Origin of the sequence: Lancefieldella parvula DSM 20469 (genome assembly GCF_000024225.1) — a bacterium.
Classification (GTDB): domain Bacteria; phylum Actinomycetota; class Coriobacteriia; order Coriobacteriales; family Atopobiaceae; genus Lancefieldella; species Lancefieldella parvula.
Genome location: NC_013203.1, coordinates 1,272,534 through 1,298,305, shown reverse-complemented (window position 1 = coordinate 1,298,305; position 25,772 = coordinate 1,272,534). Strand labels below are relative to the sequence as shown.

General features: G+C 48.4%; 37 protein-coding genes. 36 read left to right on the top strand and 1 reads right to left on the bottom strand.

All coding sequences use genetic code 11. The features are described from left to right. Window positions 1-7 precede the first annotated feature (7 nt). The 34 genes from rplD (at window position 8) to APAR_RS05770 (ending at window position 20,782) form a co-directional block, all read left to right on the top strand. On the top strand, window positions 8-634 hold the full coding sequence (gene rplD, locus APAR_RS05930; protein WP_012809244.1) for a 50S ribosomal protein L4: 627 nt from the start codon (window positions 8-10) through the stop codon (window positions 632-634). Further along, window positions 634-933 (top strand): 50S ribosomal protein L23, encoded by a 300-nt coding sequence (rplW, locus tag APAR_RS05925; RefSeq protein WP_012809243.1) that lies wholly within the window; start codon window positions 634-636, stop codon window positions 931-933. Before rplD ends, rplW begins: the two co-directional genes overlap by 1 nt. A gap of 138 nt (window positions 934-1,071) precedes the next feature. After that, a complete protein-coding gene (gene rplB / locus APAR_RS05920; protein ID WP_012809242.1) occupies window positions 1,072-1,908 on the top strand; it encodes a 50S ribosomal protein L2 in 837 nt (278 codons plus the stop codon). Between the two features lie 21 nt (window positions 1,909-1,929). Continuing rightward, entirely contained in the window at window positions 1,930-2,190 is a 261-nt protein-coding gene (rpsS, locus tag APAR_RS05915) for a 30S ribosomal protein S19 (protein WP_012809241.1), read from the top strand. Window positions 2,191-2,204: 14 nt separating this feature from the next. After that, window positions 2,205-2,567: a 50S ribosomal protein L22 gene (gene rplV, locus APAR_RS05910; RefSeq protein WP_012809240.1), complete on the top strand. Its 363-nt coding sequence runs from the start codon at window positions 2,205-2,207 to the stop codon at window positions 2,565-2,567. 2 nt (window positions 2,568-2,569) lie between these two features. Beyond that, window positions 2,570-3,280 carry a 30S ribosomal protein S3 gene (rpsC, locus tag APAR_RS05905; protein ID WP_012809239.1) on the top strand — a complete coding sequence of 237 codons (711 nt, stop codon included), beginning with the start codon at window positions 2,570-2,572 and terminating at the stop codon, window positions 3,278-3,280. Further along, window positions 3,280-3,705 carry a 50S ribosomal protein L16 gene (gene rplP / locus APAR_RS05900; RefSeq protein ID WP_012809238.1) on the top strand — a complete coding sequence of 142 codons (426 nt, stop codon included), beginning with the start codon at window positions 3,280-3,282 and terminating at the stop codon, window positions 3,703-3,705. The genes rpsC and rplP overlap by 1 nt, the downstream gene beginning before the upstream one ends. Then, complete coding sequence (gene rpmC / locus APAR_RS05895) at window positions 3,705-3,920, top strand: 50S ribosomal protein L29 (RefSeq protein WP_012809237.1); 216 nt, start codon at window positions 3,705-3,707, stop codon at window positions 3,918-3,920. Before rplP ends, rpmC begins: the two co-directional genes overlap by 1 nt. Window positions 3,921-3,937: 17 nt before the next feature. Further along, window positions 3,938-4,204: a 30S ribosomal protein S17 gene (rpsQ, locus tag APAR_RS05890; RefSeq protein WP_012809236.1), complete on the top strand. Its 267-nt coding sequence runs from the start codon at window positions 3,938-3,940 to the stop codon at window positions 4,202-4,204. A 110-nt stretch (window positions 4,205-4,314) separates the two neighbouring features. Further along, a complete protein-coding gene (gene rplN / locus APAR_RS05885) occupies window positions 4,315-4,683 on the top strand; it encodes a 50S ribosomal protein L14 (RefSeq protein ID WP_012809235.1) in 369 nt (122 codons plus the stop codon). Window positions 4,684-4,694: 11 nt separating this feature from the next. Beyond that, window positions 4,695-5,012, top strand: a complete 318-nt coding sequence (gene rplX, locus APAR_RS05880; protein WP_012809234.1) for a 50S ribosomal protein L24 — start codon at window positions 4,695-4,697, stop codon at window positions 5,010-5,012. 304 nt (window positions 5,013-5,316) lie between these two features. Continuing rightward, window positions 5,317-5,877, top strand: a complete 561-nt coding sequence (gene rplE, locus APAR_RS05875) for a 50S ribosomal protein L5 (protein ID WP_012809233.1) — start codon at window positions 5,317-5,319, stop codon at window positions 5,875-5,877. A 124-nt stretch (window positions 5,878-6,001) separates the two neighbouring features. Beyond that, window positions 6,002-6,187, top strand: a complete 186-nt coding sequence (locus APAR_RS07255) for a type Z 30S ribosomal protein S14 (protein WP_012809232.1) — start codon at window positions 6,002-6,004, stop codon at window positions 6,185-6,187. A gap of 89 nt (window positions 6,188-6,276) precedes the next feature. After that, complete coding sequence (rpsH, locus tag APAR_RS05870; protein WP_012809231.1) at window positions 6,277-6,675, top strand: 30S ribosomal protein S8; 399 nt, start codon at window positions 6,277-6,279, stop codon at window positions 6,673-6,675. 27 nt (window positions 6,676-6,702) lie between these two features. Next, entirely contained in the window at window positions 6,703-7,239 is a 537-nt protein-coding gene (gene rplF / locus APAR_RS05865) for a 50S ribosomal protein L6 (RefSeq protein ID WP_012809230.1), read from the top strand. A gap of 68 nt (window positions 7,240-7,307) precedes the next feature. Next, window positions 7,308-7,676, top strand: a complete 369-nt coding sequence (gene rplR / locus APAR_RS05860; protein ID WP_012809229.1) for a 50S ribosomal protein L18 — start codon at window positions 7,308-7,310, stop codon at window positions 7,674-7,676. A 9-nt stretch (window positions 7,677-7,685) separates the two neighbouring features. Then, window positions 7,686-8,207, top strand: a complete 522-nt coding sequence (rpsE, locus tag APAR_RS05855) for a 30S ribosomal protein S5 (protein WP_012809228.1) — start codon at window positions 7,686-7,688, stop codon at window positions 8,205-8,207. A gap of 2 nt (window positions 8,208-8,209) precedes the next feature. Beyond that, window positions 8,210-8,395, top strand: coding sequence for a 50S ribosomal protein L30 (gene rpmD, locus APAR_RS05850; protein WP_012809227.1), 186 nt, complete (start codon window positions 8,210-8,212; stop codon window positions 8,393-8,395). Window positions 8,396-8,406: 11 nt separating this feature from the next. Next, window positions 8,407-8,853 (top strand): 50S ribosomal protein L15, encoded by a 447-nt coding sequence (gene rplO / locus APAR_RS05845; protein WP_012809226.1) that lies wholly within the window; start codon window positions 8,407-8,409, stop codon window positions 8,851-8,853. Next, window positions 8,853-10,133 carry a preprotein translocase subunit SecY gene (gene secY / locus APAR_RS05840; RefSeq protein WP_012809225.1) on the top strand — a complete coding sequence of 427 codons (1,281 nt, stop codon included), beginning with the start codon at window positions 8,853-8,855 and terminating at the stop codon, window positions 10,131-10,133. The genes rplO and secY overlap by 1 nt, the downstream gene beginning before the upstream one ends. A 67-nt stretch (window positions 10,134-10,200) precedes the next feature. After that, window positions 10,201-10,827, top strand: a complete 627-nt coding sequence (locus APAR_RS05835; RefSeq protein ID WP_012809224.1) for an adenylate kinase — start codon at window positions 10,201-10,203, stop codon at window positions 10,825-10,827. Continuing rightward, entirely contained in the window at window positions 10,824-11,612 is a 789-nt protein-coding gene (gene map / locus APAR_RS05830) for a type I methionyl aminopeptidase (RefSeq protein WP_012809223.1), read from the top strand. Before APAR_RS05835 ends, map begins: the two co-directional genes overlap by 4 nt. A 113-nt stretch (window positions 11,613-11,725) precedes the next feature. After that, window positions 11,726-11,944 (top strand): translation initiation factor IF-1, encoded by a 219-nt coding sequence (gene infA / locus APAR_RS05825; RefSeq protein WP_012809222.1) that lies wholly within the window; start codon window positions 11,726-11,728, stop codon window positions 11,942-11,944. Between the two features lie 145 nt (window positions 11,945-12,089). After that, window positions 12,090-12,203 carry a 50S ribosomal protein L36 gene (gene rpmJ, locus APAR_RS05820; RefSeq protein WP_002563183.1) on the top strand — a complete coding sequence of 38 codons (114 nt, stop codon included), beginning with the start codon at window positions 12,090-12,092 and terminating at the stop codon, window positions 12,201-12,203. 15 nt (window positions 12,204-12,218) lie between these two features. Then, window positions 12,219-12,587: a 30S ribosomal protein S13 gene (gene rpsM, locus APAR_RS05815; protein WP_012809221.1), complete on the top strand. Its 369-nt coding sequence runs from the start codon at window positions 12,219-12,221 to the stop codon at window positions 12,585-12,587. Window positions 12,588-12,601: 14 nt separating this feature from the next. Then, window positions 12,602-13,003 (top strand): 30S ribosomal protein S11, encoded by a 402-nt coding sequence (rpsK, locus tag APAR_RS05810; protein WP_012809220.1) that lies wholly within the window; start codon window positions 12,602-12,604, stop codon window positions 13,001-13,003. 17 nt (window positions 13,004-13,020) lie between these two features. Further along, complete coding sequence (gene rpsD / locus APAR_RS05805; RefSeq protein WP_012809219.1) at window positions 13,021-13,614, top strand: 30S ribosomal protein S4; 594 nt, start codon at window positions 13,021-13,023, stop codon at window positions 13,612-13,614. 24 nt (window positions 13,615-13,638) lie between these two features. Beyond that, window positions 13,639-14,580 (top strand): DNA-directed RNA polymerase subunit alpha, encoded by a 942-nt coding sequence (locus APAR_RS05800; RefSeq protein ID WP_012809218.1) that lies wholly within the window; start codon window positions 13,639-13,641, stop codon window positions 14,578-14,580. 33 nt (window positions 14,581-14,613) lie between these two features. Then, entirely contained in the window at window positions 14,614-15,099 is a 486-nt protein-coding gene (gene rplQ, locus APAR_RS05795; RefSeq protein WP_012809217.1) for a 50S ribosomal protein L17, read from the top strand. A gap of 74 nt (window positions 15,100-15,173) precedes the next feature. Continuing rightward, complete coding sequence (locus APAR_RS07480; protein WP_012809216.1) at window positions 15,174-16,886, top strand: ABC transporter ATP-binding protein; 1,713 nt, start codon at window positions 15,174-15,176, stop codon at window positions 16,884-16,886. Continuing rightward, window positions 16,879-17,655 (top strand): energy-coupling factor transporter transmembrane component T family protein, encoded by a 777-nt coding sequence (locus tag APAR_RS05785; protein ID WP_012809215.1) that lies wholly within the window; start codon window positions 16,879-16,881, stop codon window positions 17,653-17,655. Before APAR_RS07480 ends, APAR_RS05785 begins: the two co-directional genes overlap by 8 nt. A 91-nt stretch (window positions 17,656-17,746) precedes the next feature. Continuing rightward, on the top strand, window positions 17,747-18,631 hold the full coding sequence (gene truA, locus APAR_RS05780; RefSeq protein WP_012809214.1) for a tRNA pseudouridine(38-40) synthase TruA: 885 nt from the start codon (window positions 17,747-17,749) through the stop codon (window positions 18,629-18,631). 195 nt (window positions 18,632-18,826) lie between these two features. Continuing rightward, window positions 18,827-19,567: a hypothetical protein gene (locus APAR_RS05775; RefSeq protein WP_012809213.1), complete on the top strand. Its 741-nt coding sequence runs from the start codon at window positions 18,827-18,829 to the stop codon at window positions 19,565-19,567. A gap of 171 nt (window positions 19,568-19,738) precedes the next feature. Beyond that, window positions 19,739-20,782, top strand: a complete 1,044-nt coding sequence (locus tag APAR_RS05770) for a glycosyltransferase family 2 protein (RefSeq protein ID WP_012809212.1) — start codon at window positions 19,739-19,741, stop codon at window positions 20,780-20,782. A gap of 59 nt (window positions 20,783-20,841) precedes the next feature. Here the strand turns inward: APAR_RS05770 and APAR_RS05765 are convergent, their stop codons facing one another. Next, window positions 20,842-22,014 (bottom strand): glycosyltransferase family 2 protein, encoded by a 1,173-nt coding sequence (locus tag APAR_RS05765; protein ID WP_012809211.1) that lies wholly within the window; start codon window positions 22,012-22,014, stop codon window positions 20,842-20,844. A gap of 74 nt (window positions 22,015-22,088) precedes the next feature. Between APAR_RS05765 and APAR_RS05760 the strand changes: the two genes are divergently transcribed. Both APAR_RS05760 and nrdD read left to right on the top strand, forming a co-directional pair. Continuing rightward, a complete protein-coding gene (locus APAR_RS05760; protein ID WP_012809210.1) occupies window positions 22,089-23,078 on the top strand; it encodes a glycosyltransferase in 990 nt (329 codons plus the stop codon). Window positions 23,079-23,501: 423 nt separating this feature from the next. Then, window positions 23,502-25,724 carry an anaerobic ribonucleoside-triphosphate reductase gene (gene nrdD / locus APAR_RS05755; protein ID WP_012809209.1) on the top strand — a complete coding sequence of 741 codons (2,223 nt, stop codon included), beginning with the start codon at window positions 23,502-23,504 and terminating at the stop codon, window positions 25,722-25,724. Window positions 25,725-25,772: the final 48 nt, after the last annotated feature.

Here is a 25,772-nt window from a genome sequence, read left to right as displayed (position 1 = left end):
AGACAACATGTCCAAGTATGAGATTAAGAACGTAGAGGGAAAGAAGGTCGGTACTACCGAGCTTTCCTCTGACGTCTATGGCATTGAGCCAAACATCCCTGTTGTGCATCAGGTTGTAGTCTGCCAGGACGCATCCGCACGTCAGGGTACCCACTCTACAAAGAACCGTCACGAGGTATCCGGCGGTGGCGTTAAGCCTTACCGTCAGAAGGGTACTGGTCGTGCTCGCCAGGGTTCTATTCGTGCTGGTCAGTGGACTGGTGGTGGCGTCATTTTTGGACCTACCCCTCGTTCCCACGCACGTCGTATTAACAATAAGATGGTCAAGCTTGCTATGAGGTCCGTCCTCTCTGGCAAGGTTGCAGACTCCGAGCTTGTCCTCGTTGACTCTCTTGAGTTTGCTCAGCCTTCCACCAAGCAGGCAAAGGCTGCACTTCAGAACCTCGGTATTGAGGGTAAGCGCGTTACCGTTATCGTTCCAGATGATGACGTCAACACTTACCTTTCTTTCCGCAACCTTCCTAAGGTTTCGATTTTCGGCGTTTCTGAGGTTACTACTCGTTTCCTGATTGACAACGGCGCACTTGTTATGTCCGCTGATGTTGCTAAGCAGCTTGGGGAGGTGCTCGCATAATGAACTCTCCTTATGAGGTCATCATTCGTCCTATCGTTTCAGAGCGTGCTTTCGATCTGATGGAGCAGGGCAAGTACACTTTTGAGGTTGCTCGTAACGCAGGTAAAGAAGAGATTGCTGCAGCTGTAGAGAAGCTCTTCTCTGTACACGTCACCAAGGTAAACACACTTTCTGTTAAGCCAAAGAACAAGCGTGTACGTTATCAGCAGGCAGGTAAGACTCGCCAGTGGAAGAAGGCTATTGTTACCCTCGCTGCTGGTGAGACTATCGAAATCTTCGGTAATAAGTCTGCTGAGTAAGGTTTTTCTCCCGTGCCTCTTTTGAGGTACGGGTTTGTATGCCGCGCATAGTAGATACGCGCGGTACCGTGGTAATCCGGTGTTAGCTCGACTTTCCCTTAAGCGGGCTAGCCAACGGAGAAGAAAGGGATACTGTTTATGGCAGTTAGGCATTTAAAGCCAACAAGCGCAGGCAGGCGCTTCCAGACAATCTCAGACTTTGTTGAGATTACAACTGATAAGCCCGAGAAGTCCCTTCTCGAGCCCCTGCCAAAGAAGGCTGGCCGCAACAACAATGGTCGCATCACTACCCGTCACCAGGGTGGTGGCCACAAGCGCCAGTACCGTCGTATCGACTTCAAGCGTCGCAAGGATGACATCCCAGCTAAAGTCGCTACCGTTGAGTACGATCCTAACCGTTCCGCTCGTATTGCTCTTCTGCACTATGCAGACGGTGCAAAGGCATACATCCTTTGCCCAGAGGGCTTGAGCGTCGGTGACACTGTTCTGTCTGGTACCAAGGACGTCGATATCAAGCCTGGTAATTGCACCACTCTTGAGCAGATTCCAGTAGGTACTCTTGTTCACGCAGTTGAGTTCCAGCCTGGTAAGGGTGCTGCAATGGCACGTGCTGCTGGTACTTCCGTCCAGCTCATGGGTAAGGACAACGGCTATGCAGTTCTGCGTATGCCTTCCTCCGAGCTTCGTCGTGTTCTTCTGACCTGCCGTGCAACCATCGGTGAGGTTGGCAACGCTGAGCACTCCAACATTGTTGTTGGTAAGGCTGGTCGTTCTCGCTGGGCAGGCGTTCGTCCTACCGTCCGTGGTACTGTCATGAACCCTGTTGACCACCCACACGGTGGTGGTGAAGGTAAGAACCACACTTCTGGTCGTCCTTCCGTCACCCCATGGGGTAAGCCAACCAAGGGTTATAAGACCCGCGACCCGAAGAAGGCTTCTAACCGCCTGATTATTCGCCGTCGTAAGTCCAAGTAAGACACGAGTAGGAGTAGATAAATGAGCAGAAGTCTCAAAAAAGGCCCCTTTGTGGAGACTCGCCTCCTTGCGCGTGTCGCTGCAATGAACGAGGCTGGCAAGAAGGACGTTATCAAGACTTGGTCACGTTCCTCAACCATCTTCCCTGAGATGGTCGGTCACACCATCGCTGTTCACGATGGTCGTAAGCATGTGCCTGTGTACATCACTGAGTCCATGGTTGGTCACAAGTTGGGCGAGTTCTCCCCATCCCGTACCTTCCGCGGTCACAAGACCAAGTAGGGGGAGTGTAGTAAATGGCTAAGAATACCGATTCTATTGAGGTTCGCGCAACAGCTAAGTATGTTCGCGTTGCTCCTCGTAAGGCTCGCGCAGTTGTCGCGCTTGTCCGCGGTAAGTCTGTCGAGAAGGCCCTCGAGGTTCTTCAGTTCTCGACTCGCGCTGCCGCTACTGATGTTGCTAAGGTTCTGCGCTCCGCAGTTGCTAACGCCGAGAACAACAATGGTCTCCGCGCTAACAACTTGGTAGTCAAGACTGCTTTTGTTGACGAAGGCCCAACGCTTAAGCGTATTCGCCCTCGTGCAAAGGGTTCGGCTTCTCGCATTAATAAGCGCATGAGCCACATTACCGTTGTCGTTGCACCTCGAAAGGAGGCGTAGGAATGGGTCAGAAAGTACAGCCTACAGGCTTTCGTCTTGGTGTAACTGAGAGCTGGCGTTCTCGTTGGTACGCCGATAAGGACTACGCCGAGCAGCTCGGCAACGATCTTGCTATCCGCAAGTATCTTGAGAAGCGCCTTGAGAAGGCAGCTGTTGCCCGTATTGATATCGAGCGCGCTGGCGATAAGGTCAAGGTAACTATTTTCTCCGCACGTCCTGGTATTGTCATTGGCAAAAAGGGTGCAGAGATTGATGGCCTCCGTGCAGATCTTGAGCGTGTTGCTAAGGTTGGCAAGGGTCAGGTCAATGTTGATGTTGTTGAGGTTAAGCGTCCTGAGCTTGATGCAAACCTCGTTGCTCAGTCCATCGCAGAGCAGCTTGAGCAGCGTGTCGCTTTCCGTCGCGCTATGCGTAAGGCTGTTCAGTCCGCTCGTAAGGCAGGTGCTAAGGGTATTCGTATCCAGTGCTCCGGTCGTTTAAACGGCGCTGAGATGGGCCGTCGTGAGTGGTATCGTGAGGGTCGCGTGCCTCTGCACACCCTTCGTGCTGCAATCGGCTATGGTACAGCAACAGGCCGCACTACTATGGGTGCTGTTGGTATCAAGGTTTGGATTTACTTCGGCGAGAAGATGCCTGGACAGCCAACACCTAATCCAGCTCTTGAGGGCTCCGCTCGTCCTCGTCGTGCTCGCAATGAGAGGAGGGGCCGTTAATGCTTGCTCCAAAGCGTGTATTGCACCGTAAGGTACAGCGCGGTTCCATGAAGGGCCAGGCAAAGGGTAATACCCAGTTGCATTTTGGTACCTGGGGTATCCGTGCAGAGGAGGCTCACTGGATTACTAACCGCCAGATTGAGGCTGCTCGTATTGCTCTCACTCGTGAGATGAAGCGTGGCGGTAAGGTGTGGATTACTATCTTCCCAGATAAGCCAATCACCAAGAAGCCTGCAGAGACTCGTATGGGTTCCGGTAAAGGTAATCCAGAAGAGTGGGTAGCAGTTGTTAAGCCTGGTCGTATCATGTTCGAGATTGATGGCGTACCAGAGGAAGTTGCTCGTGAGGCTCTTCGTCTTGCTCAGCACAAGCTTCCAATTAAGACCAAGATTGTCTCCAAGGCCGATCAGGACGGTGAGAACTAATGAAGTACACCGAAATCAAGGCTATGAGCGATGCAGACCTCGCTAAGAAACTCGAGGAAGGCCGCGCAGAGCTCTTTAATCTTCGTTTCCAGATGGCAACTAGCCAGCTGGACAACACCGCTCGTGTCAAGGCTGTTAAGCGCGATATTGCTCGCGTTCAGACTGAGATGCGTACCCGTCAAATCGCTGCGGAATCAGCCGCAGAGCAGAACTAGATCGCAGGAGATAAGTTATGGCAGAGACCGAAAGCAGAAATGCGCGTAAGGTTCGTACCGGACTCGTCGTCTCCATCTCTGGCGAGAAGACGATTACGGTAGAGATTACTTACCGTAAGCACCACCCTAAGTATGGCAAGATGATGACCATCGGCAAGAAGCTTCACGTTCATGATGAGAACAACGAGGCTGGTCTGGGCGATACCGTCCGTGTCATGGAGACTCGTCCTCTTTCCAAGACCAAGCGTTGGCGTCTCGCAGAGATCGTTGAGCGCGCTAAGTAATTAGCACCTAGGAATCAGCTTTGAGCTAAACCTAGTTTTGTATCTATCATTATTTCTTATGTGTGCAAATACGTGCACCTCTAAGAAATTAGGTTCCGGAGGAACGTCACATGATTCAGATGGAGACCATTCTCAACGTCGCTGATAACAGCGGCGCAAGGCGCGTAAAGTGCGTCAAGGTCCTTGGTGGCTCCAAGCGTCGTTACGCCGGCCTTGCCGACGTTATCATTGGCGCTGTCCAGGAGGCTACTCCAGGTGGTTCGGTGAAGAAGGGCGACATTGTTCGCTGTGTCATCGTTCGTACCGCTAAGGACACCCGTCGCAAGGACGGTAGCTACATCCGCTTTGACCAGAACGCATGCGTTCTTGTTAACAAAGAGGGTGAGCCCAAGGGTACTCGTATCTTTGGACCAGTCGCTCGCGAGCTGCGCGACCACAAGTACATGAAGATTGTCTCACTTGCACCTGAGACCCTTTAAGGAGGAACGACATGCCTAAGATGAAGATCAAGAAGGGCGACAAGGTCGAGGTCCTCACTGGTAAGGACAAGGGTAAGCGCGGCGAAGTACTTCGCGTATATCCAGAGAAGAACAAGGTTGTCGTTGAGGGCGTTGCAATTGTAAAGCGCCATGTCAAGCCAAACGCAGCTAACCAGCAGGGTGGCATCGTTGAGGCAGAGGCAGTAATCGACGCTTCCAATGTTGCTCTTATCGACCCTAAGACTGACAAGCCAACCCGTGTTGGCTACCTGATTAAGGAGGACGGCACTAAGGTCCGCGTCTCCAAGAAGTCAGGTGCTGAGCTCTAAGTTCACACGTGTTTCTCGTTTATTAAGAAACATCACAGAGCTATTTTGAACCCCGTTATCGTTAGATAGCGGGGTTTCTTTTGAGTGAGAAGTACTGTGTCGTGTGGAAGTCGTGTGATGACACGAAAAAATATCAGTTAGCTTGAAATTCTCGCCCTATTTTTGCTTAATAAGGTCTAATATTATTCATTGCGTCTTTCTATGGGACACGTATGTCTCGAGGATGCAGATGGCTCCTAGTTTGCCAAACTAGGAGGTGCGAGGCGGTCCCCGCACTTAAAACCCCAAGAGTTAAGGAGAAACCATGGCAGACGAGAAGTACACACCTCGCCTTAAAGAGCTTTATTACGCATCTGTGCGTGATGCTCTGAAGGAGAAATTTGGTTACACCAACGTAAACCAGATTCCTAAGTTTGAGAAGATTGTTGTCAACATGGGTGTTGGCGAGGCAGCTACAGACGCTAAGGCAATTGACGGCGCTGTAAACGACCTGCGCACCATTACTGGTCAGCAGCCACTTGTTACACATGCTCGTAAGTCTATCGCAACTTTTAAGCTTCGCCAGGGTATGCCAATTGGCGCTAAAGTTACCCTTCGTGGCGATCGTATGTGGGAGTTCCTGGATCGTCTGATCGCAGTTGCAATTCCTCGTATTCGCGACTTCCGTGGTATCTCTACTAAGAGCTTCGACGGCCGTGGTAACTTCTCCATGGGCGTAACTGAGCAGCTCATCTTCCCAGAGATTGACTTTGACAAGGTGGACCACACTCGTGGTATGGACATCACCATTGTCACTACTGCTAACACCAATGAGGAAGGCAAGGCACTTCTTGAAGCTTTCCACTTCCCATTCAAACAGGACTAACTTTTACCTGCGCTTAAGTTAAGCGCACTCCTGTTGGCATCTCTGATGCCGGGTGACATAGTCACCAGCACTATTGTTTGAAGTCATCTTGGCGTTCGCCAAGTTGCATTTTGAAGGAGGATTTGTGGCTAAGACTTCGATGATCGTCAAAGCCTCGCGTGAGCCGAAGTACTCTACGCGCACACAGAACCGTTGCCAGCGTTGTGGACGTCCCCACTCCGTTTATCGCAAGTTTGGTCTGTGCCGTGTGTGCTTCCGTGAACTAGCGAGCAAAGGCGAGCTTCCTGGTGTCCGCAAGGCAAGCTGGTAGGACTCAGAGCTCTGGCGTCAAGGCATCTGCGCCACGGGTGTAGATGAACCAGACACGCAGTTTCATCATTAACGAAGGAGAAGGATCAAATGAAAATTACCGATCCCATTTCAGACATGCTGACGCGTATTCGTAACGCAAACTCAGCTGGCAAGGATTCTGTATCCATGCCATCGAGCAAGGTGCTCGTTGAGATTGCTCGTGTCATCACCGAAGAGGGCTATGTCGAGGGTTATACCGTTGAGGACACCAAGCCTCAGAAGACTCTTCACATCACCCTTAAGTACGGTAAGAAGCGCGCTAAGATTATTCGCGGCATTCGTTGCATTTCTAAGCCTGGCCTGCGCATTTACTCCACCGCTGAGAAGCTTCCACGCGTTCTTGGTGGTCTTGGTACCGCAGTGGTTTCCACTTCTAAGGGCATGATGTGCGACCGCGACGCTCGCAAGGCTGGCGTTGGCGGCGAGGTCATCGCTTACGTTTGGTAAATCTGACAGGAATGAAAGGAGACAGCCGTGTCTCGTATTGGTAAGAAGCCTGTCCAGATTCCTGCTGGAGTCACTGTGACAGTTGATAACACCACCGTTACCGTTAAGGGTTCTAAGGGTGAGCTGACTCGTACTTTCACTGAGCTTGTTTCTATTGCTCATGAGGGCGAGGAGATTCTTGTTACTCGCGTTGACGAGTCCTCTGAGTCTAATGCACAGCAGGGTCTTGTCCGCACCCTTATCCACAACATGGTTGTTGGTGTTTCTGAGGGCTTCGAGAAGAAGCTCGAACTCACCGGCGTTGGTTACCGTGTAGCACTTAAGGGCAAGGATCTTGACCTTTCTCTTGGTTATTCTCACCCAGTTCTTTATGTTGCACCTGAGGGCATTAGCTTTGAGGTACCTGATAACACTCACATTACTGTTAAGGGTATTTCTAAGGAGAAGGTCGGTCAGGTTGCAGCTGAGATTCGTATGAAGCGTCCACCAGAGCCTTACAAGGGCAAGGGCATTCACTACGAAGGTGAGCACATCCGCAGGAAGCTCGGTAAGGCTGCTAAGTAAAGCAACCCTACTTTTAGGCTAAAAGACCATCACCCCGTTAGGTGATGGCATGTCTCTAAGGAGAAGGAATGAAAAAGCAGCAGGCGAAAAAGGCGGGTCTTGAACGCCGCAAGCGCCGCGTACGTGCCAAGGTCTTTGGTACATCTGAGCGTCCGCGTCTTGCAGTTCACCGTTCAAACGCAAACATTTATGCACAGCTTATTGACGACGCTTCTGGAAGAACTCTCTGCTCTGCCTCTACGCTTGACCCAGAGTTCCGTTCTACTGGCAAGGTTGGCTCCAACAAGGAGGCAGCTGAGTTCGTAGGTGAGCTTATCGGTAAGCGCGCTGCCGAGAAGAACGTCACTGAGGTCACTTTTGACCGTGGTGGTCGTCTTTATCACGGCCGCGTTAAGGCTTTGGCAGATGGCGCCCGCAACGCGGGCCTGAAGTTCTAGGAGGATTCAATGGCACGTGATCGTAAGCGCCAGCAGGATACGGATCTTCAGGAGCGCGTCGTTTATATTCACCGCGTTTCCAAGACCGTTAAGGGTGGCCGCCGTATGTCACTCGTTGCTCTGGTAGTTGTTGGCGACGGTAAGGGTAACGTTGGTATTGGCCAGGGTCGTTCCGCTGAGGTACCTCTGGCAATTCAGAAGGGCGTCGAGGACGCAAAGAGGAACATGTTTAAGGTTCCATTGACCGAGACTGGTTCCGTACCACATGCAGTTACTGGTCGCTATGGTGCAGGTTCTGTTCTTATTAAGCCTGCATTCGAGGGTACTGGTGTTATTGCTGGCGGTCCTATTCGTCCACTCTTCGAGCTTGCAGGTATCACCAATGTACTTTCTAAGTCTCTTGGTACCGACAACGCTCTGAACATGATTAAGGCAGCAGCTGAGGGTCTGAAGGAGCTTTCCAGCCCAGAAGAAGCAGCTGAGCGTCGTGGTCTAACCGTCGGCGATATGTTCGTCGGAAAGGAGAACTAACGATGGCTAAGAACCTTAGCATCAAGCTTGTCCGTGGCGCTGTTGCAGGCGTCAAGAAGGACCAGACTGCTACGGTGAAGGCCCTCGGCCTCCACAAGATCGGCGATACCGTCGAGCAGCCTGATAACCCAAGCATTCGTGGAATGATCTTCAAGGTTAAGCACCTTGTCGAGGTTGAAGAGAACTAGAGGTAGTAATAATGCAGCTCAATGATCTTCGCCCCGCAGTGGGTTCGCGCAAAAATCGTAAGCGCGTAGGTCGCGGTAATTCTTCAGGCAATGGTACTTTTGCCGGCCGCGGTATGAATGGTCAGCTCTCCCGCTCTGGTGGCGGTAAGGGCGCTGGCTTCGAGGGTGGACAGCAGCCACTGGCTATGCGTCTTCCTAAGCTTCCTGGTTTTACTAACCACAACCGTGTTGAGTACGCTCCAGTCAACGTTGCTCGTCTGAATGCTCTTTTTGCAGACGGCGAGACCGTAGACGCAGATACTCTGGTTGCTAAGGGAGTTATTAAGTACAACTACATCCCAGTCAAGGTTCTGGGCGACGGCGAGCTTTCTAAGAAGCTTACTGTTAAGGTCGACAAGGTTTCCGCCTCTGCAAAGGCTAAGATCGAGGCGGCCGGTGGAAAGGTTGAGGCCGAGTAGTGAGTAAAGGAATCGCCAACGCATTTCGTATTCCGGAACTAAGGGGAAAGATTCTCCTTACGGTACTGATTCTTCTTCTGTACCGTTTTGGTGCATATCTTCCTGTGCCCGGTGCTCCATTCCAGCAGATGCTTTCTGCATATCAGAATGGTCTTGCTAAGAATGGTGCAATGGCCGTGCTTAACCTATTTTCGGGTGGCGCTCTTTCTCGCATGTCTGTTTTCAGTCTGGGCATTATGCCTTACATTACGGCTCAGATCATCTTCCAGATGATGCAGTCCGTTATTCCATCTCTTGGTGAGCTTGCTAAAGATGGAGAGAGCGGTCAGCGTAAGATTACGCAGTACACGCGTAATCTTACGGTTGGCTTAGCTCTGCTCAATGCAATTGGATACCTGTTCTTGTTTAAGAGCTATGGTGTATCTTTTGCATCTATGGAGGGCGTGCCTGAGGCACTTGAAAACTTCCTGGTAGTTTTTACCATGCTAGTCGGTGCCATTATTATTATGTGGCTCGGTGAAGTTATTACTCAGCAGGGTGTTGGCAACGGAATGAGTTTGATTATCTTTGCAAACATTATGGCTGGACTTCCAACAGCCCTTATCTCTTCAGTAACTACTCGTGGAAATATTGTTCTTACCGTTGTTACTGTTGTGGTTATGCTCGCTATTATTCCGCTCATTGTTTACATTGAGCGTGGTCAGCGTCGTATTCCTATCAACTATGCCAAGCGCGTTGTTGGTCGTCGTATGATGGGTGGTCAGTCAACTTACCTTCCAATTAAGGTAAATACTGCAGGCGTTGTACCAATTATCTTTGCATCTGCAATCCTATATCTTCCTGCTCAGGTTGCTGTGTTCTTCCCAGGAGTAGAGTGGATGCAGAAGTTTGCTACTTCACTTTCTTCTGGTTGGGTTAACTGGGTTCTCTCAGTTATATTCATTGTCTTCTTTGCTTATTTCTACACTTCAATGGTGTTCAATCCAGAGGAGACAGCAGACCAGCTTAAGAAGCAGGGTGGTTTTATTCCTGGTGTTCGACCAGGTACTGCCACTTCAACGTATATCAAGACTGTTATTGACAGAGTTACCCTCCCCGGTGCTATCTTTATGGCAGTTCTTGCAATCGTTCCAACTATTATTTTCTGGTTCACAGGCGATTCGTTGATACAGGCATTTGGTGGAACTTCTGTCCTGATTATGGTCGGTGTTGCAATGGATACACTCTCTTCCATTGAGTCCCATCTTAAGATGCACAATTATGAGGGCTTCTTTAAGTAGTTCTTAATACGTATCATAAAGGGGCCTGGAAACAGGCCCCTTTTATTATTTGAAAGGAAGGCGAAGCATGAACATTGTTCTTCTCGGCGCACCTGGCGCTGGCAAGGGTACACAGGCTCAGAAGCTCGTTGCAGAGTATGGACTTGCTCACATCTCAACCGGTGACCTTCTTCGTGCTGCTGTTAAAGCTCAATCAGAGCTTGGTATTAAGGCTAAAGAGTATATGGATGCTGGTCAGCTTGTTCCAGATCAGCTTGTAATTGATTTGGTTAAAGAGCGCCTTTCTGCAGACGATGCAAAGGCTGGTTTTATTCTTGATGGTTTTCCACGCAATACTGCTCAGGCAGTAACCCTTGATTTTGAGCTTCAGAATATGGGCCTCAAGCTTGATGCAGCTTTGCTTGTTGCTGTTGAGCCAGAAGTTATTGTTGAACGTCTTTCTTCTCGTCGTACCTGCAAAGAGTGTGGTTATACTGCGCCCGCTGGTACTGAGATTTGCCCAAATTGTTCTGGTGAGATGTATCAACGCGATGACGATAAGCCAGAAACTATTCGTAAACGCCTTGATGTTTACAAGAATCAGACTTCTCCTTTGATTGAGTACTATAAAGGACATGGAATTCTGAAGGAGGTCAACGGAGATCGTCCTGTTGACGAGGTATTCGCCGACGTAAAGACGCTCCTCTCACTATGATTACAATAAAAACACCTGAACAAATCGAGGCTATGAAGGTGTCGGGTGCTCTTTCTAAGGCAGCTCTTCGCCGTGCTGGATCCATGATTAGACCTGGTGTTTCAACGCTCGAAATTGACCGCGCTGTCGAAGCTTTTATTAAACTTCATGGCGGAACACCTACTTTTAAAGGTTATGGCGGATTTCCTGGATCTGTTTGTTCTTCTATTAATGAACAGATTGTTCACGGTATTCCATCAGCTAACGTCATTTTGCAAGATGGCGATATTCTGACCATTGATACTGGTGCTACCGTTAACGGTTGGGCGGGAGATAACGCTTGGACGTTCTACTGTGGAACAGTTGACGAGAAAACCCAGGCACTTTGTGAGGTTACACGCGATTGCCTTAAAGCAGGTATTGCAGCTGCTGTTCCAGGCGCTCGCCTTGGTGATGTAGGACATGCAGTCCAAAAGCTTGCAGAAGATAATGGCTATGGCGTCATTCGTGATTTTGTTGGTCATGGTATTGGTCGTAATCTTCATGAGGATCCAGAGGTCAGAAACTATGGCCGTGCAGGTAATGGAATTGTTCTTCGTGAGGGAATGGTAATTGCAATTGAGCCAATGATTGCCATGGGTACTTACGATTGTACTGTTCTTGAAAATGGTTGGACCGTTGTCACTGACGATGGCTTGCCATCTGCGCATTATGAGAACACTGTTGCTATTACTGCCGATGGACCTGTTATCGTCTCAGAGGACGAGGTCGGTCCATGGTGTGAGATGCAAGGTGGACTTGAGTAACAAATACATTGTTTTTCTCGCTGTCTAATTGTGTTGAAAAAATAAGTGATAGACGAGAGGAACAATTTTATGTATTATTGATAACCGCTGTCGATGTGTCGAGAGGATGAAAGTTGGCTAAACAAGACGCGATTGAGCTTGAAGGCAAGGTATTAGAACCCCTGCCAAACGCTATGTTTAACGTTGAGTTAGAAAACGGCAAGACCATCCTTTGCACCATCTCAGGCAAGATTCGAATGAATTACATTCGAATTCTCCCTGGTGATAAGGTTGTAGTAGAGATTTCTCCTTATGATCTTACCAGGGGTCGCATTACTTACCGTTATAAGTAAGTAAAATTCAGTCTTATGTCATGCATAAGACTATTTGTGTCTTTGCGCGTGTTGCAAGGGCATATGTACGTAAGTACAGTCGGTATTTCACGCCAGCGGCTGGGCGAGTATATAGTTCGTATCAGCAGAACCGAAAGGAAGACACATGAAGGTACGTCCTTCGGTAAAGAAGATGTGCGACAAGTGCAAAGTCATCCGTCGCCATGGTAAGGTTTACGTGATTTGCGAGAACCCGCGCCACAAGCAGCGTCAGGGCTAAGGAAGGAGCACCAAGTTGGCCCGTATTAACGGCGTCGACCTACCACGCGATAAGCGCGTTGAGGTCGGACTCACCTATCTTTACGGCATTGGTCAGACTCGTGCAACTAAGGTTTGCAACGAGACTGGTATCGATGTAAATACTCGCGTCAAGGACCTCACAGAGGAAGAAGTCACCAAGATTCGTGACTATATTGACGCTAATTACACCACCGAGGGCGATCTTCGCCGCGAGGTGCGTCAAAATGTTGCCCGTCTGATGGAGATTGGCTGCTACCGCGGCCTTCGTCACCGTAAGGGCCTCCCTGTCCACGGTCAGCGTACCCACACTAACGCTCGTACTCGTAAGGGTAAGAAGCGTCAGGTGGGCGGCAAGAAGAAGTAGGCGAGGAGTAGCTAATGGCACAGAAAAAGAACGCTCGCACTACACGCGTCCGCCGCTCCGAGCGTAAAAACATTGCAGTGGGCCAGGCCCACATCAAGAGTACATTCAATAATACGATTGTCTCTATTTCTGATCCCCAGGGTAATGTTATTTCCTGGCAGTCCGGTGGTACCGTCGGCTTCAAGGGCTCTCGTAAGTCCACTCCTTTTGCTGCACAGCTTGCAGCAGAGGCAGCAGCAAAGGCAGCAATGGAGCACGGTCTCCACAAGGTAGCTGTTTTTGTTAAGGGCCCAGGCTCTGGTCGCGAGACCGCAATCCGTTCTCTTCAGGCAGCAGGCCTTGAGGTTTCGGGTATTCAGGATAAGACACCTATTGCACACAACGGCTGCCGTCCTAAAAAGCGCCGTCGCAACTAGCACGAAAGGACAAGCAAATGGCAATTGATAGGACCCCGGTCCTTAAAAGATGTCGTCAGCTTGGCATCGATCCCGTTGTGATGGGGATCAATAAGACTTCTAACCGTGAGCCACGTCGCCGTCGCCGCCAGGAGAGCGAGTACGGTATGCAGCTCCGTGAGAAGCAGAAGGCTAAGTTCATTTACGGCGTCCTTGAGAACCAGTTCCACGGCTACTATGAGATGGCTAAGAAGAACCCAGGCATTACTGGTGACAACTTGATGAGCATTCTTGAGACTCGTCTTGACAATGTCATCTTCCGTCTTGGCTTTGCTCGTACACGTAAAGAGGCTCGTCAGACTGTTCGTCACGGTCACATCACCGTTAACGGTCAGCGCGTTGACATTCCTTCATATCGCGTAAAGAGCGGCGATGTTATCGCCGTTGCTTCCAAGGCAAAGGATCTTCTCCCCATCAAGGAAGCTCTCATTTCATCTGAGCACATGGCAGTTCCTGCATGGCTTGAGGTTGACATTGAGAAGCTGCAGGGCACTGTTCTTCAGCTTCCAACCCGCGATCAGATTGACCTTGAGATTGACGCACAGCTGATCGTCGAGCTTTACTCTAAGTAAGCCCGACCCGTTTTGGAGGTAGCAATGTCCGAATTTATCCGACCAAACGTGTCGGTAGATGAAATCGGCGCAAACGTCGCTCGTGTGAGCGTAGAGCCGCTTGAGCGTGGCTATGGTGACACGCTTGGCAACTCCCTCCGCCGCGTACTGCTTTCCTCTCTTGAGGGAGCTGCGGTTGAGGCCATCCAGATTGATGGCGTTCAGCATGAGTTCACTACGGTTGAAGGCGTCTATGAGGACGTTACAGATATCGTTCTGAACGTTAAGGGCCTAGTTTTCCGCAACACCAACAACTCTGATGAGGCTGAGGCTTCTATCTCTGTTGATGGTCCTTGCACAGTCACTGGTGCTGATCTTGATGTTCCTATGGGCTATGAGCTGGTTAACCCTGCTCAGCACATTTGCGCTCTTGCTGAGGGAGCTCATCTTTCAATGAGACTTCGCATTGGTAATGGTCGCGGTTATGTTTCTGGTGAGGATAACGAGCGTGAGAATGATCCAATTGGATTTATTCACGTTGATTCGATTTTCTCGCCTGTTCGTCGCTGCGCTAAGGCTGTTGAGCCTTGCCGTGTTGGCCGTCACACCGACTATGATCGTCTGGTGCTTGAGGTTGAGACCAATGGTGCAATCAGCCCTCGTGAGGCTGTTGTTGAGGCTGCAAACATCATTAACCAGCACATGAGCGCATTCATGGGACTTACTGATTTTGATGAGACTCAGGAAGAGGCTTCGATTTTTGCTAAGGCAGATGTCGAGGATGATTCCGAGCTTGAGAAGCAGGTTGAGGATTTGGATCTTTCCGTCCGTTCTTACAACTGTCTCAAGCGTGCAGGAATTCACTCTGTCCGCCAGCTCGTTGATTTCTCTGAGAACGATCTTCTCAACATCAGAAACTTTGGTGTTAAGTCTATTGAAGAAGTCAAGGAAAAGCTCGAGAGCATGGGCCTGTCCCTTAAGGCTTAGTCGCGCCTTGTCACGCATAGGAGAATGTAAATTATGAGGCACAATAAGAAGAGGGGCATGAAGCTTGGTACTGATGCTAGCCACACCAAGGCCATCAAGAAGAGCCTGATCCAAGCCCTTTTCACTAACGATCGTATTAAGACTCTTGACGTCCGCGCTAAAGCAGTTCGCGGTGAGGTCGACAAGGTCATCACTTGGGCAAAGCGCGGCGATCTTCACGCACGTCGTCTTGCTATGGCCAAGGTTGGTAACGCAGAGCTTGTCCGTGAGGTATTTGACAAGGCTGCTCAGGGTATGTGGGCTGACCGCAACGGCGGTTACACCCGTATTATGAAGCTTGGTCCTCGTAAGGGCGATGCTTCTGAGGTTGTTATCCTTGAGCTCGTTACCGAGCCAGTTCAGTCAAAGGCTTCTAATAAGAAGGCTAAGGCAACCAAGGTTGCTGCTGCTCCTGTAAAGGAAGAAGAGACTGAGGCTCCAGCAGAGGAGACCGAGCAGACTGAAGAGGCTGCAGAGTAACTTCTGTCAAAGTGAATGTAAAGAGGTCCTGGCTTTTTTGCTGGGACCTCTTTTTCAAATGGAGGAGGGTTGTCATGATTGAATTTAAAAACGTATCATTTGCATACAATGCTTCGGTTGCTACACAATCTCTGGCTGACCCAACTCTTAAAGATGCTGTGAAAGCCACTGAGAGCCTTTCTCAGCAAGAGATGTCACTAACCCTAGATGACGTTTCATTTACACTAAATCCTGGCTCCAGGACGGTTGTGCTTGGACATAATGGCTCGGGCAAGTCAACGCTTGCAAATCTTTGTAATGCATCGCTCTTTCCTTTATCTGGAGAGATTTTAGTAGACGGTAACTCAACTGCTAAAGTGCTGTCTACTCAGATTTCTTCCGTTGTGGGAATGGTTCGTCAAGATCCAACTGCACAGCTTGTTTGTGCAACCGTATTTGATGAGGTTGCCTTTGGTCCCGCTAATCTTGGACTGCCTAAAGAAGATATTGTTTCTCGCGTTACTCAAACACTTGAGCTCTGTGGCATTGCTGATTTGGTTGATGCGCCGACACACACTCTTTCTGGAGGTCAACAGCAACTTGTTGCTATTGCGGCAGCACTTTCACTGCATCCGAACTATCTGGTGCTTGATGAAGCGTTTTCGCAGCTTGACACTCGATTTAGAAATCATCTCTCTAAATTAGTAAATAATCTTGTTGCTAACGGAATAGGTGTGCTTGAGATTTCTCATTCATTTGAGTCCCTTCCCGGAGCTGACCAGGTACTTGTTTTGGAGAAAAGTCACCTTGTGTGGGCGGGAACTCCTACAGAGTTTCTGTCAGATGCAAGTGCGATTACACGCGCTGGTTTTGACGATGCACTTACTGCAACAGCACATCAAGCGGCGCAGGCTGGTTATGACTTTGATACGCCGCTTAGTGTCTCAGAGCTTGTTTTGTTTCTTGTCCAAAATAACCTTGCGTTTGATGCTTTAGATTCTCTGGTCTATCAGCGCGCGCTTGAGGTGGTACGAGCAAACAACTATGACGGAATTCAGGCGCTAGGAGAAGCGCATGAGCTGGCAATTTGCGGTGTATCGCATGCATTTGATAAGCCAGTCCTACATGATGTATCGCTTTCTTCTATGGGAGAGCTTGTTGTTTTGGTTGGTGCATCTGGATCTGGAAAAACAACCTGCGCTAGAGTAGCGGCAGGCCTTATAAAGGCTGACGCTGGTCATGCGTCAATCGATGCAAGGTTGGTAAGTCCTGGAGATGTTGGTATATGTTTCCAACGACCTCAGGACCAGCTTTTTGCAAAAAGTGTTGCTGAAGATATTGCCTTTGGTCCAATTAACAAGAGTTTCTCGCCAGATGATGTTGAGAAGCTTGTTGCGTATGCAGCAGAACGTGTTGGTTTAGATCAGCAAGTCCTGGACGCGTCTCCTCTGACGCTTTCTGGTGGTCAAGCTCGTCGTGCAGCACTTGCAGGAACACTTGCCTGCGCTACGTATGCGGTGGTGTTTGATGAGGCAACGTCTGGACTTGATGGCAAAGCACGGCTGCAGATGCTTCATCTTGCTCGTGAGCTGGCAAATGAGGGAAAGGCGGTTCTTGCAATCACACATGACGTGAGCGAATGGCTTCCATTTGCCGACAGAGTAGTATTTCTCGAGAAGGGCTGTGTTGTTGCAAACGTCAGCGTGCAAGAAGCTCAGACAAATTCACAGGTCTATGAAATTGCGCAGCTTGATTGTCCGCTGTTTGTAAGCGTATTGCATGAGCTCTTGGAGGCTTGCTATGTCTAAATGCCCCTGTGCTCTGCTTAAGCGCATCTCGATTGCTTCGTTGACCGCGCAGACAAAAATTGTGGCTACCCTTGTGGGCATCATTGCTCTTTTTTATGTTCAGCAGTCACTTGCATTTGCTGCATTTGCTTTGATTTGCGTGAGCCTTTTGTGGGGTGCTCGTGTAAGTTTGTCAGAGTTTATGCGCGTTGCAAAGCCAGCTGCTTTCATTTTGCTTGTTTCATTTGTAGCCAATACACTGGTGTTTATTGGCCATCCCGATATTATTTTTTCCGGATCAGTGGGGCTTTCTGTGGCAGGTTTTTACAGAAGTACTGTGGCTATTGCTCGCGTGCTGCTTGCCTTAGCTCTGGTTTTATCGGTAGCGTCAACAACTACACCTACGCAGCTTGCCGATGGCTTTTCTGTATTGTTAATACCGCTGCGCCTTATCCGTGTTGACGTGGATGGTTTGAGTATTGTGCTTTCAATTGCACTGAGAGCAATTCCACTTACATTAGAAGAGCTTGACAAAATTAGAGCAGCCCAGAGGGCACGTGGGTTCAATTTTGAATCAGGTAGTATTATCGAGCGAATCAAGAAATGGTTTACGCTTTTGGTGCCGCTGACTGTATTGTTATTTCAACGTGCAGATCAGATGGCACAAGCCATGACAGATCGTTGTCTTGGTGCAGCAAAACGTACACGCATCTCCGCAAAAATGCAGCTTGTAGATTGGGTAGTCCTGCTGTTGTGGACTACGTTGTGCATTGGGCTTGCAATACTGTAGCACTACAGTATCTTACAGCCACGTAAGTGCATATACTTCAAGCCTAAGATACAATCAGTGAAAGCGTATCAAAAGTCTTCCAGGGAGTTTCATGAACTCAGTAACATCACAGAATAATGCATTAAGCTGCAGTGTTGATGCGTATGAAGAATCTCTTGCTGAGCCATCAGCTGCTGAAGATCTTACTGAGTCTGAAGCCACGCTTGTTATCAAGCTAGGTTATCGCGGTGCTGCTTTCTGTGGCTTTGCTGAACAGCCTACCCAGCGTAGTGTGGCGGGTGACCTTCGTCGCGCGCTCGAGACCGTTTTGCGTAGAGAGGTTGAGCTCACCTGCGCAGGTAGAACCGATGCTGGTGTGCACGCCCAGGTACAGTACGTGAGCCTTCCCGTATACGATGCTGATCTGTCGTTTTCTGGCGAGAAACTCGTCCGTTCGCTTACTGCTCTGACTGACGACGACATCTCTATCCGACAACTCTTCCGCGCTCCACAGGGTTTCTCGGCACGTTTTGACGCTCAGGCGCGCTCATATCGTTATCGCATTTGCGCGGATAGTGCTCGCCCCATTTTAGGTTGGGATCATGTGTGGTGGTACAACGGACACTTGGATGCAGATCTTATGGACAAGGCCGCGCAGGCGCTTGTAGGTGAGCATGACTTTAAGAGTTTCTGTAAGGCAATTTCTGCTGAGGGCAAACCGACGCATCGTTTTGTTGAACGTCTTTCTGTTGAAGAAATTGAAGAGGCTGGCGAGAAACTCATTGCAGTCGATATTACTGGCAACGCCTTCTTGCATAATATGGTGCGAACGATTGTAGGCACGCTGGTTGAGATTGGCCGAGGTCACAGACCTGTTGAGTGGATTGATGAGGTTTTAGCTGCCAAAAATAGAATTGCGGCAGGAAGTTGCGCACCGGCTCAGGGTCTCACGTTTGTGAATGTCCGCTATCCAGAAGGTATTTTGCAACCTTGGTAGTGCGCACAGTGCTTTGAGTCTTCTACACTCCATGCACTAATCCAGCTTCGCCGATTTTCTCGTGCCGTTTACGAAGTCTTTTCTACCACTTATATTGTGCGCGATGGTTTCCTTAGCAAAGAAATAGCATCATAGAAAAAAGCGTTTCTTTAAGAGCTCTTGCAGAGTTGATGTGCAGTGAGGCAGGGAGCCAGTATGTTTAGGAAAAGAGAAAGATTTGAGCGCAGCGATGTCCCACGCGAGAATCCCTATACCAACGTGATTGGCCTTGCCGTAATTGTCATTGTTGCTGTACTTGTAGGTATTGTTGTAGTAACTATTTGGGACCGCGTTCAGCTTGAGTCTCACTTAGGTGATCATGGGCTTAACAAGGCAGTAAAAAGTCAGAGTGTTTCGGGTAATCCAGACGGCACTACGAAATCCGAAGATGATTTTATTACCTATGCTGTTATCAGCACAAATTCGCTCAAGGCAGGGGAGTCAACACTTCAGTCTGTGCAACTTTTAGTTATTAATCGCACGCAGGGTACCGCTCATTTAGTGACAATCCCCACTGATGTATATGCAGAAGTAGATTCAAACGCTAAAACGTTGTCTGATATTTATAAAGATGACGGTCAAAGTGCTTTTGTCAGCGCGCTTGCCTCTATAACTAATATTAAGATTACACACGTTATTATAGCCACTGATGATGTTTGGGAGAAAGTCTCATCACTTTCCGGCTCCGGCGCTCGTTCACTGGTAAGCAATGCTTCTAGTCTTTTATCTTCAATGATTACTGATATGAAACCAAATCAGCTTCTTGAGCTTGCTGAGATAGTGCAGCCAATTGGCGTATCAAATCTTGAGCATGATGATGCTCCTGTTGTTGAAGGCTCAAATGGCACTACAGTTGACCCTACGGCTTTAGGAAAACTTGTTGGTATGCTTGTATAGGCTTCCTATCGCTGTATACAGTAGCGTCTGTGCAAAATAGGCCACATGTCCACATAACACCAGTTAAAAAGGGTTATGTGGAGAGATTTTGATAGAATAAAAATGTCTATTTTATTCACTTTTTATAGGTAAACTGATATCTAAAATTAGAATCAGTTTGGGGGATGTGGAATGCACGAGCGCTTATACAATCCACATATGATTTCGGTTCTTATGGTTGCTGATAATGATGCTGATGCTATTAGAATGGTAATTAGGCAATTTCAAGAGCAAACATATCCACATTGGGAACTCATTATTGTTGATAACAGCTCTGACCCACAGATTGCACGTATGCTGAACAATCTTGCCAATCAAGAACCTCGTTTAGATGTCTTGTGCCAATCGGGTATTAGCCATTTTGTTGCGCTTGAGATTGCTCAGGGTCGTGCACGCGGAGCTTATACGCTTACAACTGAGTCTTCCTATAGGTTTAATTCCAACGTTTTACAGGAGCTTTATACAGCAGCTACTGCTTTGGGTCCTGTTGGTTCATCTAAAGCGGCTGATATTGTCATTGCGCACATGAAAACTGCCAATTCATCTATAGAATGCAAAAAAGCTTTTGGCGCAAAACCTTCTGCATTGTCACGGGTGTTTGAGGAGTCACAGCTTCCTTATTTGACTTCTATGAGTGGAAAGCTGTGTTTGACACGCATTTTGAATGATATTAAACATGGGCCAGAGGTTGATGGAGAATGCAATTTTGTAGACTATTGTTTTGAGACTGCAAAAAATGTTACTTATGCTCAAGAGGCAATTTTTGTAGATGTGCCAGCGGATTCTTTTAAGAAAAGAGAAGAAGACATTGCCGCTTCTATGGATAAACTTACTCAGGAGCGTCAGGCACTTATGGCTCTTGCTCAGCATCTTGGCTTCGCAAATTCCAAGAAAGTTCAAAAGTTGATTAGTCGTTATCTAATCAGCAAACTTCTCAAAAGTATGTATCCCGTTTTTAATGAAGAGTCTCAGCTTAGCCACGAAGAAAAAGAAAATTTCATTGTTAAGATTCTTTCTAATTCTGTGGCTCACCTTATTGTTACTGAAGCAAATTCTCCACGTTTGGTTGCTCGCGCATTGCTTGGTGCAATTTTGTCTACTACAGCCCAGGCACGCTATGCTTATGCACAAAGGGCTGTATGGTATGCACGTTTTATGCGCATACCACTTATGTAAGAAATATCGGAAGTAGAACGTTTGATTTTAGGTTAGCTCTTAGTACCTGCTTTTAGAGCTTAACTTTCGCGTCTGTCTGTAAGCGATTTAAGCGTCTGTACTATGCCATCATTTTTGAGTCGGAAGAACCCTTCTTTGGCTAGATAAGCATAACGAGCAAATTTGTCTTCTTTTGGTAGGGCAATACCACGTATCTGCGCAAAGAAAGCTTTCCCAGAACCCGGGATTGCTGGGTTTTCAATAACACGTTTTGCGTCCATACGTTCAAAGCTCTTGGCGAGAAGATCGTGTGCCTCTGAGTCAATCTCACCTGCAGCATCATGTTTTTCTCGCCAGATAAGTGCGTCTTTTGTAAGCAGTGCGTAATTTATGCCACGCAGCGTGAGTGCATTGAGCACTACGTTTGAGGTGATGTTGCGTGTGTCCACAACGTCCATCATGTCATTCCAACGTTCAAGCGGAATTTTGGGCTGACGCTGCGCAAAAGCGACAGCTTCTGCATAGCCATTCTCGCGATAGTTGTAAAGTGCTGAGTCTGTATACACCAGACGAGCACCACAGCAATGCGACGCAATGAGGAAGGGGTTGTCCACCCAGCCTGCACCAGGAACTTCTCTGAAGTTGATGTTGTTCTGGGTCAAGAATTTCTTGCGATAGAGTGCTGTCCAAATGGCAGGATGGTGTAATAGAAGCTGTGACATCTGATCAATAGAACAAGGTTGATACTTAGGTTTGACGCGGCCTTTATAAGCGCAGGCAATCCTGTATTCGGCAGAACCAGCAGTATTCTTTATCTGTGTCTTTGCTCCTGCTCGACCATTTTTCTGATTGCCAAACACGCGCCAATACGCAGAACGTGCAATATCTACCTGGTCTTCTCCGCCGTTTTTTTGGATAAGATCAATAAGCTCTTGAACCATAGTTGGCTCAAGGTAATCGTCAGGTTCAACAATGCCTACCCACATGCCGTGAGCTGCGGCAATACCACGATTACATGTTGCTCCGTAACCTTCGTTTTCTTTGTCTATGATGACAATGCGTCCATCATGGGCTGCGTATGCTTCCAAAAGAGCTAAAGATGTGTCGGTTGAGCCATCGTTTAAGCAGATAATCTCTAGGTTTGTGTAGCTTTGTGATTGAATGCTTGCCAGGCACTGCTCCAGATAGTCTGCAACGTTATATATAGGCACAACAAGAGAAACCAAGGGTTGGTGATTTTGAGTGTGACTCATCTAAACTCCTTTTGATTGCTGCTTTATACTATAGAGGTACTAAACCCACTCTCGAAGTCACATTTTGAGGAAATATGAAGCGTACTGCTCTTGTCATAGTTACCTTTAAACGTCAGGAATTGCTTTCCAACCTGCTTAATTCCATCGCTAAGCTCACACAGGCACCGTGGCGCATCATTGTTGTGGATAACGAGAATTCCTCTGAGACAGCCGCGCTTGTGTCTGAGTTTTCCAAGAAGGTTAAAACCTTGTGGGGAGAAACAACTGACGATCCTGATATTTACGGCGGTACCAATCGCGTGTGTTACGTGCCTATGGAGCAAAATACCGGTGGTTCCGGTGGATTCTCTGAAGGCGTTCGCGTAGGTTATGAGTTAGGCGCCGAGTGGTTTTGGGTTATGGATGATGATGTTGCCGTGCTGCCTGATGGTCTTGATAAGCTCGACGCATGGTCAGACAAGGCTGAGGTTATCCAAGGCCAGCGCTACGACTTTGACGGCGGTCCTTTCTTCTGGCAGTACCGTTTTAGCACTGCACTAGGTATTTACAATCCATTGGCAAAGGCTGGTTTTGATGGCGTTTCCTACCGTGAGTGCAATGTTATGTGCTTTGAGGGTGCTTGCTTTAAGCGTTCAGTAGTACAAAAGATTGGTCTGCCTGATGCGCGCTTCTTTATCTATTGGGATGATGCTTTGTATGGTTATTTGGCCAGTAAGGTGACTCAGCCCATTTTGATTCCAGACTTTGTTCTTTCAAGATGTCGAGAAGTTCCTGGTCAGAGTATTGGTTCTGTACGCCAACTTAATTCAACTTCTGATATGACGCGCTATTACATCACGCGTAATCGCGGTTATATTGCCCGTTACTTCCAGGTTCATGGTGATTACAATCCCGTGCTTTTTGGCGTCGGCACAGCACTAACCTTTGCAAAAGAGATTATTCGACTCATTTTGGTAGATAGAGCGCACTTCTCGTCTGGTTTTTCTCGTCTTATTAAGGGCTGGAAGGATGCGCGTCTTATCTATAAGGATGTAACGTGGCGTCCGCAGCCTCCTCTAGACTAGCCATCAAAGCCGACATTGTATGTCGGCTTTTTTGTGGCTAAATCAAATAACAAAAGTGAGCTTTGAGAGACGAATTGTGGCGCATTTGTGAAAGGTGACAAATGTTTGCCTACAAAAAATCGAATTATTTTTTGACCATTAATAAATTTTGTAATTAGCAAAGTTTTTAGCTATTTTTCTACCTGCAGAGATATTGGTTGCCATAACGTGTCAATACATATTTTTGTATTCGTGTGGAAATTTCACAATATATTGTTATAGTTCTCGAGCCTAAACACTATAAGTTGTGGCATAGTAGTTTTCATCACACAACCGGGTCCCCAAATACTTCGCTTAGGCAAAAGCTTAGGAACCGTAGTGATAATCCAATTCAACACGCATGAAAGCGTTGCTTTCACCAATGTTTGTTCAAGGAGTTTGCACATGAAGATTATCAAGCGCAATGGCTCAGAGGTCACCTTCGAGGTTGAGAAGATTGTTAACGCAATCGCTAAGGCTAACGCAGAGGTCCCTGAGGATCAGCGCCTGACTGAGCGTGAGATTCAGTTTGCTTCCCTTAACGTTACCGATGAGTGTGAGAAGGCTGGACACACCGTTACCGTCGAGGAGGTCCAGGACCTTGTCGAGGATCAGCTCATGGCTCTTGACCGCTTTGAGGTTGCTCGTAAGTACATCATTTACCGCTACATCCAGAACCAGAAGCGTCACAAGAACACCACCGATGACAAGATTCTGTCTCTGATTGAGTGCAACAACGAGGAAGTCAAGCAGGAGAACTCCAACAAGAACCCTACCGTTGTTTCCGTTCAGCGTGACTACATGGCTGGTGAGGTTTCTAAGGACCTCGTTCAGCGTGAGCTCCTTCCAGAGGATATTGTTGCTGCTCACAACGAGGGTCTTATCCACTTCCACGATTCCGATTACTTTGCACAGCACATGCACAACTGTGACCTCATTAACCTTGATGACATGCTGCAGAACGGTACTGTTATCTCTGGCACTCTGATTGAGCGTCCACATAGCTTCTCTACTGCATGCAACATTGCAACTCAAATCATTGCTCAGGTAGCATCCTGTCAGTACGGTGGTCAGTCCATCTCCTTGGCTCACCTTGCTCCTTTTGTTGATGTTTCTCGTAAGAAGATTCGCAAGACCGTTATGGAGGAGATGAACTCCGTCGGTGTTGAGCTTTCTGCTGAACAGCTCAACGAGATGGTTGAGAAGCGCCTTCGTGACGAGGTTTCTCGTGGCGTTCAGACCATTCAGTACCAGGTTGTCACCCTTATGACCACCAACGGCCAGGCTCCTTTTATTACCGTCTTCATGTATCTCAACGAGGCAAAGAATGATCAGGAGAAGAAGGACCTTGCACTCATCATTGAAGAGATGCTTCGTCAGCGTTATCAGGGCGTAAAGAATGAGGAGGGTGTCTGGATTACTCCTGCATTCCCTAAGCTCATCTATGTTCTTGAAGAGGACAACGTTTACGAGGATTCTAAGTACTACTACCTCACTCAGATGGCTGCAAAGTGCACCGCTCGCCGTCTTGTCCCTGACTACATCTCTGAGAAGAAGATGAAGGAGTACAAGCTTTCTAAGGGCGAGAAGGAAGGCGAGGGCGATACCTTCACTTGCATGGGTTGCCGTTCCTTCCTGACTCCAGACCGCTCTGGTAATGGTTTCAACAATGTTGCTCGTGCAAAGAACTATGAGCCAGGTAAGCCTAAGTACTACGGTCGTTTCAATCAGGGTGTTGTAACCATTAACCTTCCTGACGTTGCTCTTTCTGCTGGCCGTGATATGGACAAGTTCTGGAAGATCTTCGATGAGCGTCTTGAACTTTGCCACCGCGCACTTCGCGCTCGTCATGATCGTCTGAAGGGCACTTTGTCTGACGCCGCACCTATCCTTTGGCAGTACGGTGCACTTGCTCGTTTAGATAAGGGTGAGGTTATTGATCCTTTGCTTTACGGCGGATATTCCACCATCTCCCTTGGTTATGCAGGCCTGTACGAGTGCGTTAAGGCTATGACTGGTCACAGCCACACCGACAAAGAGGCAACTCCATTTGCACTTCAGGTTATGCAGCACATGAACGATAAGTGCACTGAGTGGAAGGAAGCAGAGGATATCGATTACTCCCTTTACGGAACTCCTCTTGAGTCCACCACCTACAAGTTTGCTAAGGCACTTCAGCGTCGCTTTGGTGTTATCCCTGGCATTACTGATAAGGGCTACATCACCAACAGCTACCACGTCCACGTTGCAGAAGAGATTGACGCATTCCAGAAGCTTCAGTTTGAGTCTGAGTTCCAGCGTCTTTCCCCAGGTGGAGCAATCTCTTACGTTGAGGTTCCTAATATGCAGGATAACATCGAGGCTGTTCTTAGTGTCATGCAGTTCATCTATGAACACATCATGTATGCAGAGCTTAACACCAAGTCTGACTTCTGCCAGGAGTGTGGTTATGACGGTGAGATTCAGATTGTTGAGGAGGATGGCAAACTGGTTTGGGAGTGCCCACACTGTGGTAACCGTGACCAGACCAAGATGAATGTTGCTCGTCGTACCTGCGGCTACATTGGCACCCAGTTCTGGAACCAGGGCCGTACCCAGGAGATCAAGGATCGCGTCCTTCACCTCTAAGCTTTATGTACTAAGCAAACGAGCAGAAGAGTGCTTTGACCCTTCTGC

Coding starts and splice junctions, on each gene's coding strand:
- rplD (WP_012809244.1), top strand. CDS start 8: ATGTCCAAGTATGAGATTAAGAACGTAGAGGGAAAGAAGGTCGGTACT.
- rplW (WP_012809243.1), top strand. CDS start 634: ATGAACTCTCCTTATGAGGTCATCATTCGTCCTATCGTTTCAGAGCGT.
- rplB (WP_012809242.1), top strand. CDS start 1,072: ATGGCAGTTAGGCATTTAAAGCCAACAAGCGCAGGCAGGCGCTTCCAG.
- rpsS (WP_012809241.1), top strand. CDS start 1,930: ATGAGCAGAAGTCTCAAAAAAGGCCCCTTTGTGGAGACTCGCCTCCTT.
- rplV (WP_012809240.1), top strand. CDS start 2,205: ATGGCTAAGAATACCGATTCTATTGAGGTTCGCGCAACAGCTAAGTAT.
- rpsC (WP_012809239.1), top strand. CDS start 2,570: ATGGGTCAGAAAGTACAGCCTACAGGCTTTCGTCTTGGTGTAACTGAG.
- rplP (WP_012809238.1), top strand. CDS start 3,280: ATGCTTGCTCCAAAGCGTGTATTGCACCGTAAGGTACAGCGCGGTTCC.
- rpmC (WP_012809237.1), top strand. CDS start 3,705: ATGAAGTACACCGAAATCAAGGCTATGAGCGATGCAGACCTCGCTAAG.
- rpsQ (WP_012809236.1), top strand. CDS start 3,938: ATGGCAGAGACCGAAAGCAGAAATGCGCGTAAGGTTCGTACCGGACTC.
- rplN (WP_012809235.1), top strand. CDS start 4,315: ATGATTCAGATGGAGACCATTCTCAACGTCGCTGATAACAGCGGCGCA.
- rplX (WP_012809234.1), top strand. CDS start 4,695: ATGCCTAAGATGAAGATCAAGAAGGGCGACAAGGTCGAGGTCCTCACT.
- rplE (WP_012809233.1), top strand. CDS start 5,317: ATGGCAGACGAGAAGTACACACCTCGCCTTAAAGAGCTTTATTACGCA.
- rpsH (WP_012809231.1), top strand. CDS start 6,277: ATGAAAATTACCGATCCCATTTCAGACATGCTGACGCGTATTCGTAAC.
- rplR (WP_012809229.1), top strand. CDS start 7,308: ATGAAAAAGCAGCAGGCGAAAAAGGCGGGTCTTGAACGCCGCAAGCGC.
- rpsE (WP_012809228.1), top strand. CDS start 7,686: ATGGCACGTGATCGTAAGCGCCAGCAGGATACGGATCTTCAGGAGCGC.
- rpmD (WP_012809227.1), top strand. CDS start 8,210: ATGGCTAAGAACCTTAGCATCAAGCTTGTCCGTGGCGCTGTTGCAGGC.
- rplO (WP_012809226.1), top strand. CDS start 8,407: ATGCAGCTCAATGATCTTCGCCCCGCAGTGGGTTCGCGCAAAAATCGT.
- APAR_RS05835 (WP_012809224.1), top strand. CDS start 10,201: ATGAACATTGTTCTTCTCGGCGCACCTGGCGCTGGCAAGGGTACACAG.
- map (WP_012809223.1), top strand. CDS start 10,824: ATGATTACAATAAAAACACCTGAACAAATCGAGGCTATGAAGGTGTCG.
- rpmJ (WP_002563183.1), top strand. CDS start 12,090: ATGAAGGTACGTCCTTCGGTAAAGAAGATGTGCGACAAGTGCAAAGTC.
- rpsK (WP_012809220.1), top strand. CDS start 12,602: ATGGCACAGAAAAAGAACGCTCGCACTACACGCGTCCGCCGCTCCGAG.
- rpsD (WP_012809219.1), top strand. CDS start 13,021: ATGGCAATTGATAGGACCCCGGTCCTTAAAAGATGTCGTCAGCTTGGC.
- APAR_RS05800 (WP_012809218.1), top strand. CDS start 13,639: ATGTCCGAATTTATCCGACCAAACGTGTCGGTAGATGAAATCGGCGCA.
- rplQ (WP_012809217.1), top strand. CDS start 14,614: ATGAGGCACAATAAGAAGAGGGGCATGAAGCTTGGTACTGATGCTAGC.
- APAR_RS07480 (WP_012809216.1), top strand. CDS start 15,174: ATGATTGAATTTAAAAACGTATCATTTGCATACAATGCTTCGGTTGCT.
- APAR_RS05785 (WP_012809215.1), top strand. CDS start 16,879: ATGTCTAAATGCCCCTGTGCTCTGCTTAAGCGCATCTCGATTGCTTCG.
- truA (WP_012809214.1), top strand. CDS start 17,747: ATGAACTCAGTAACATCACAGAATAATGCATTAAGCTGCAGTGTTGAT.
- APAR_RS05775 (WP_012809213.1), top strand. CDS start 18,827: ATGTTTAGGAAAAGAGAAAGATTTGAGCGCAGCGATGTCCCACGCGAG.
- APAR_RS05770 (WP_012809212.1), top strand. CDS start 19,739: ATGCACGAGCGCTTATACAATCCACATATGATTTCGGTTCTTATGGTT.
- APAR_RS05765 (WP_012809211.1), bottom strand. CDS start 22,014: ATGAGTCACACTCAAAATCACCAACCCTTGGTTTCTCTTGTTGTGCCT.
- APAR_RS05760 (WP_012809210.1), top strand. CDS start 22,089: ATGAAGCGTACTGCTCTTGTCATAGTTACCTTTAAACGTCAGGAATTG.
- nrdD (WP_012809209.1), top strand. CDS start 23,502: ATGAAGATTATCAAGCGCAATGGCTCAGAGGTCACCTTCGAGGTTGAG.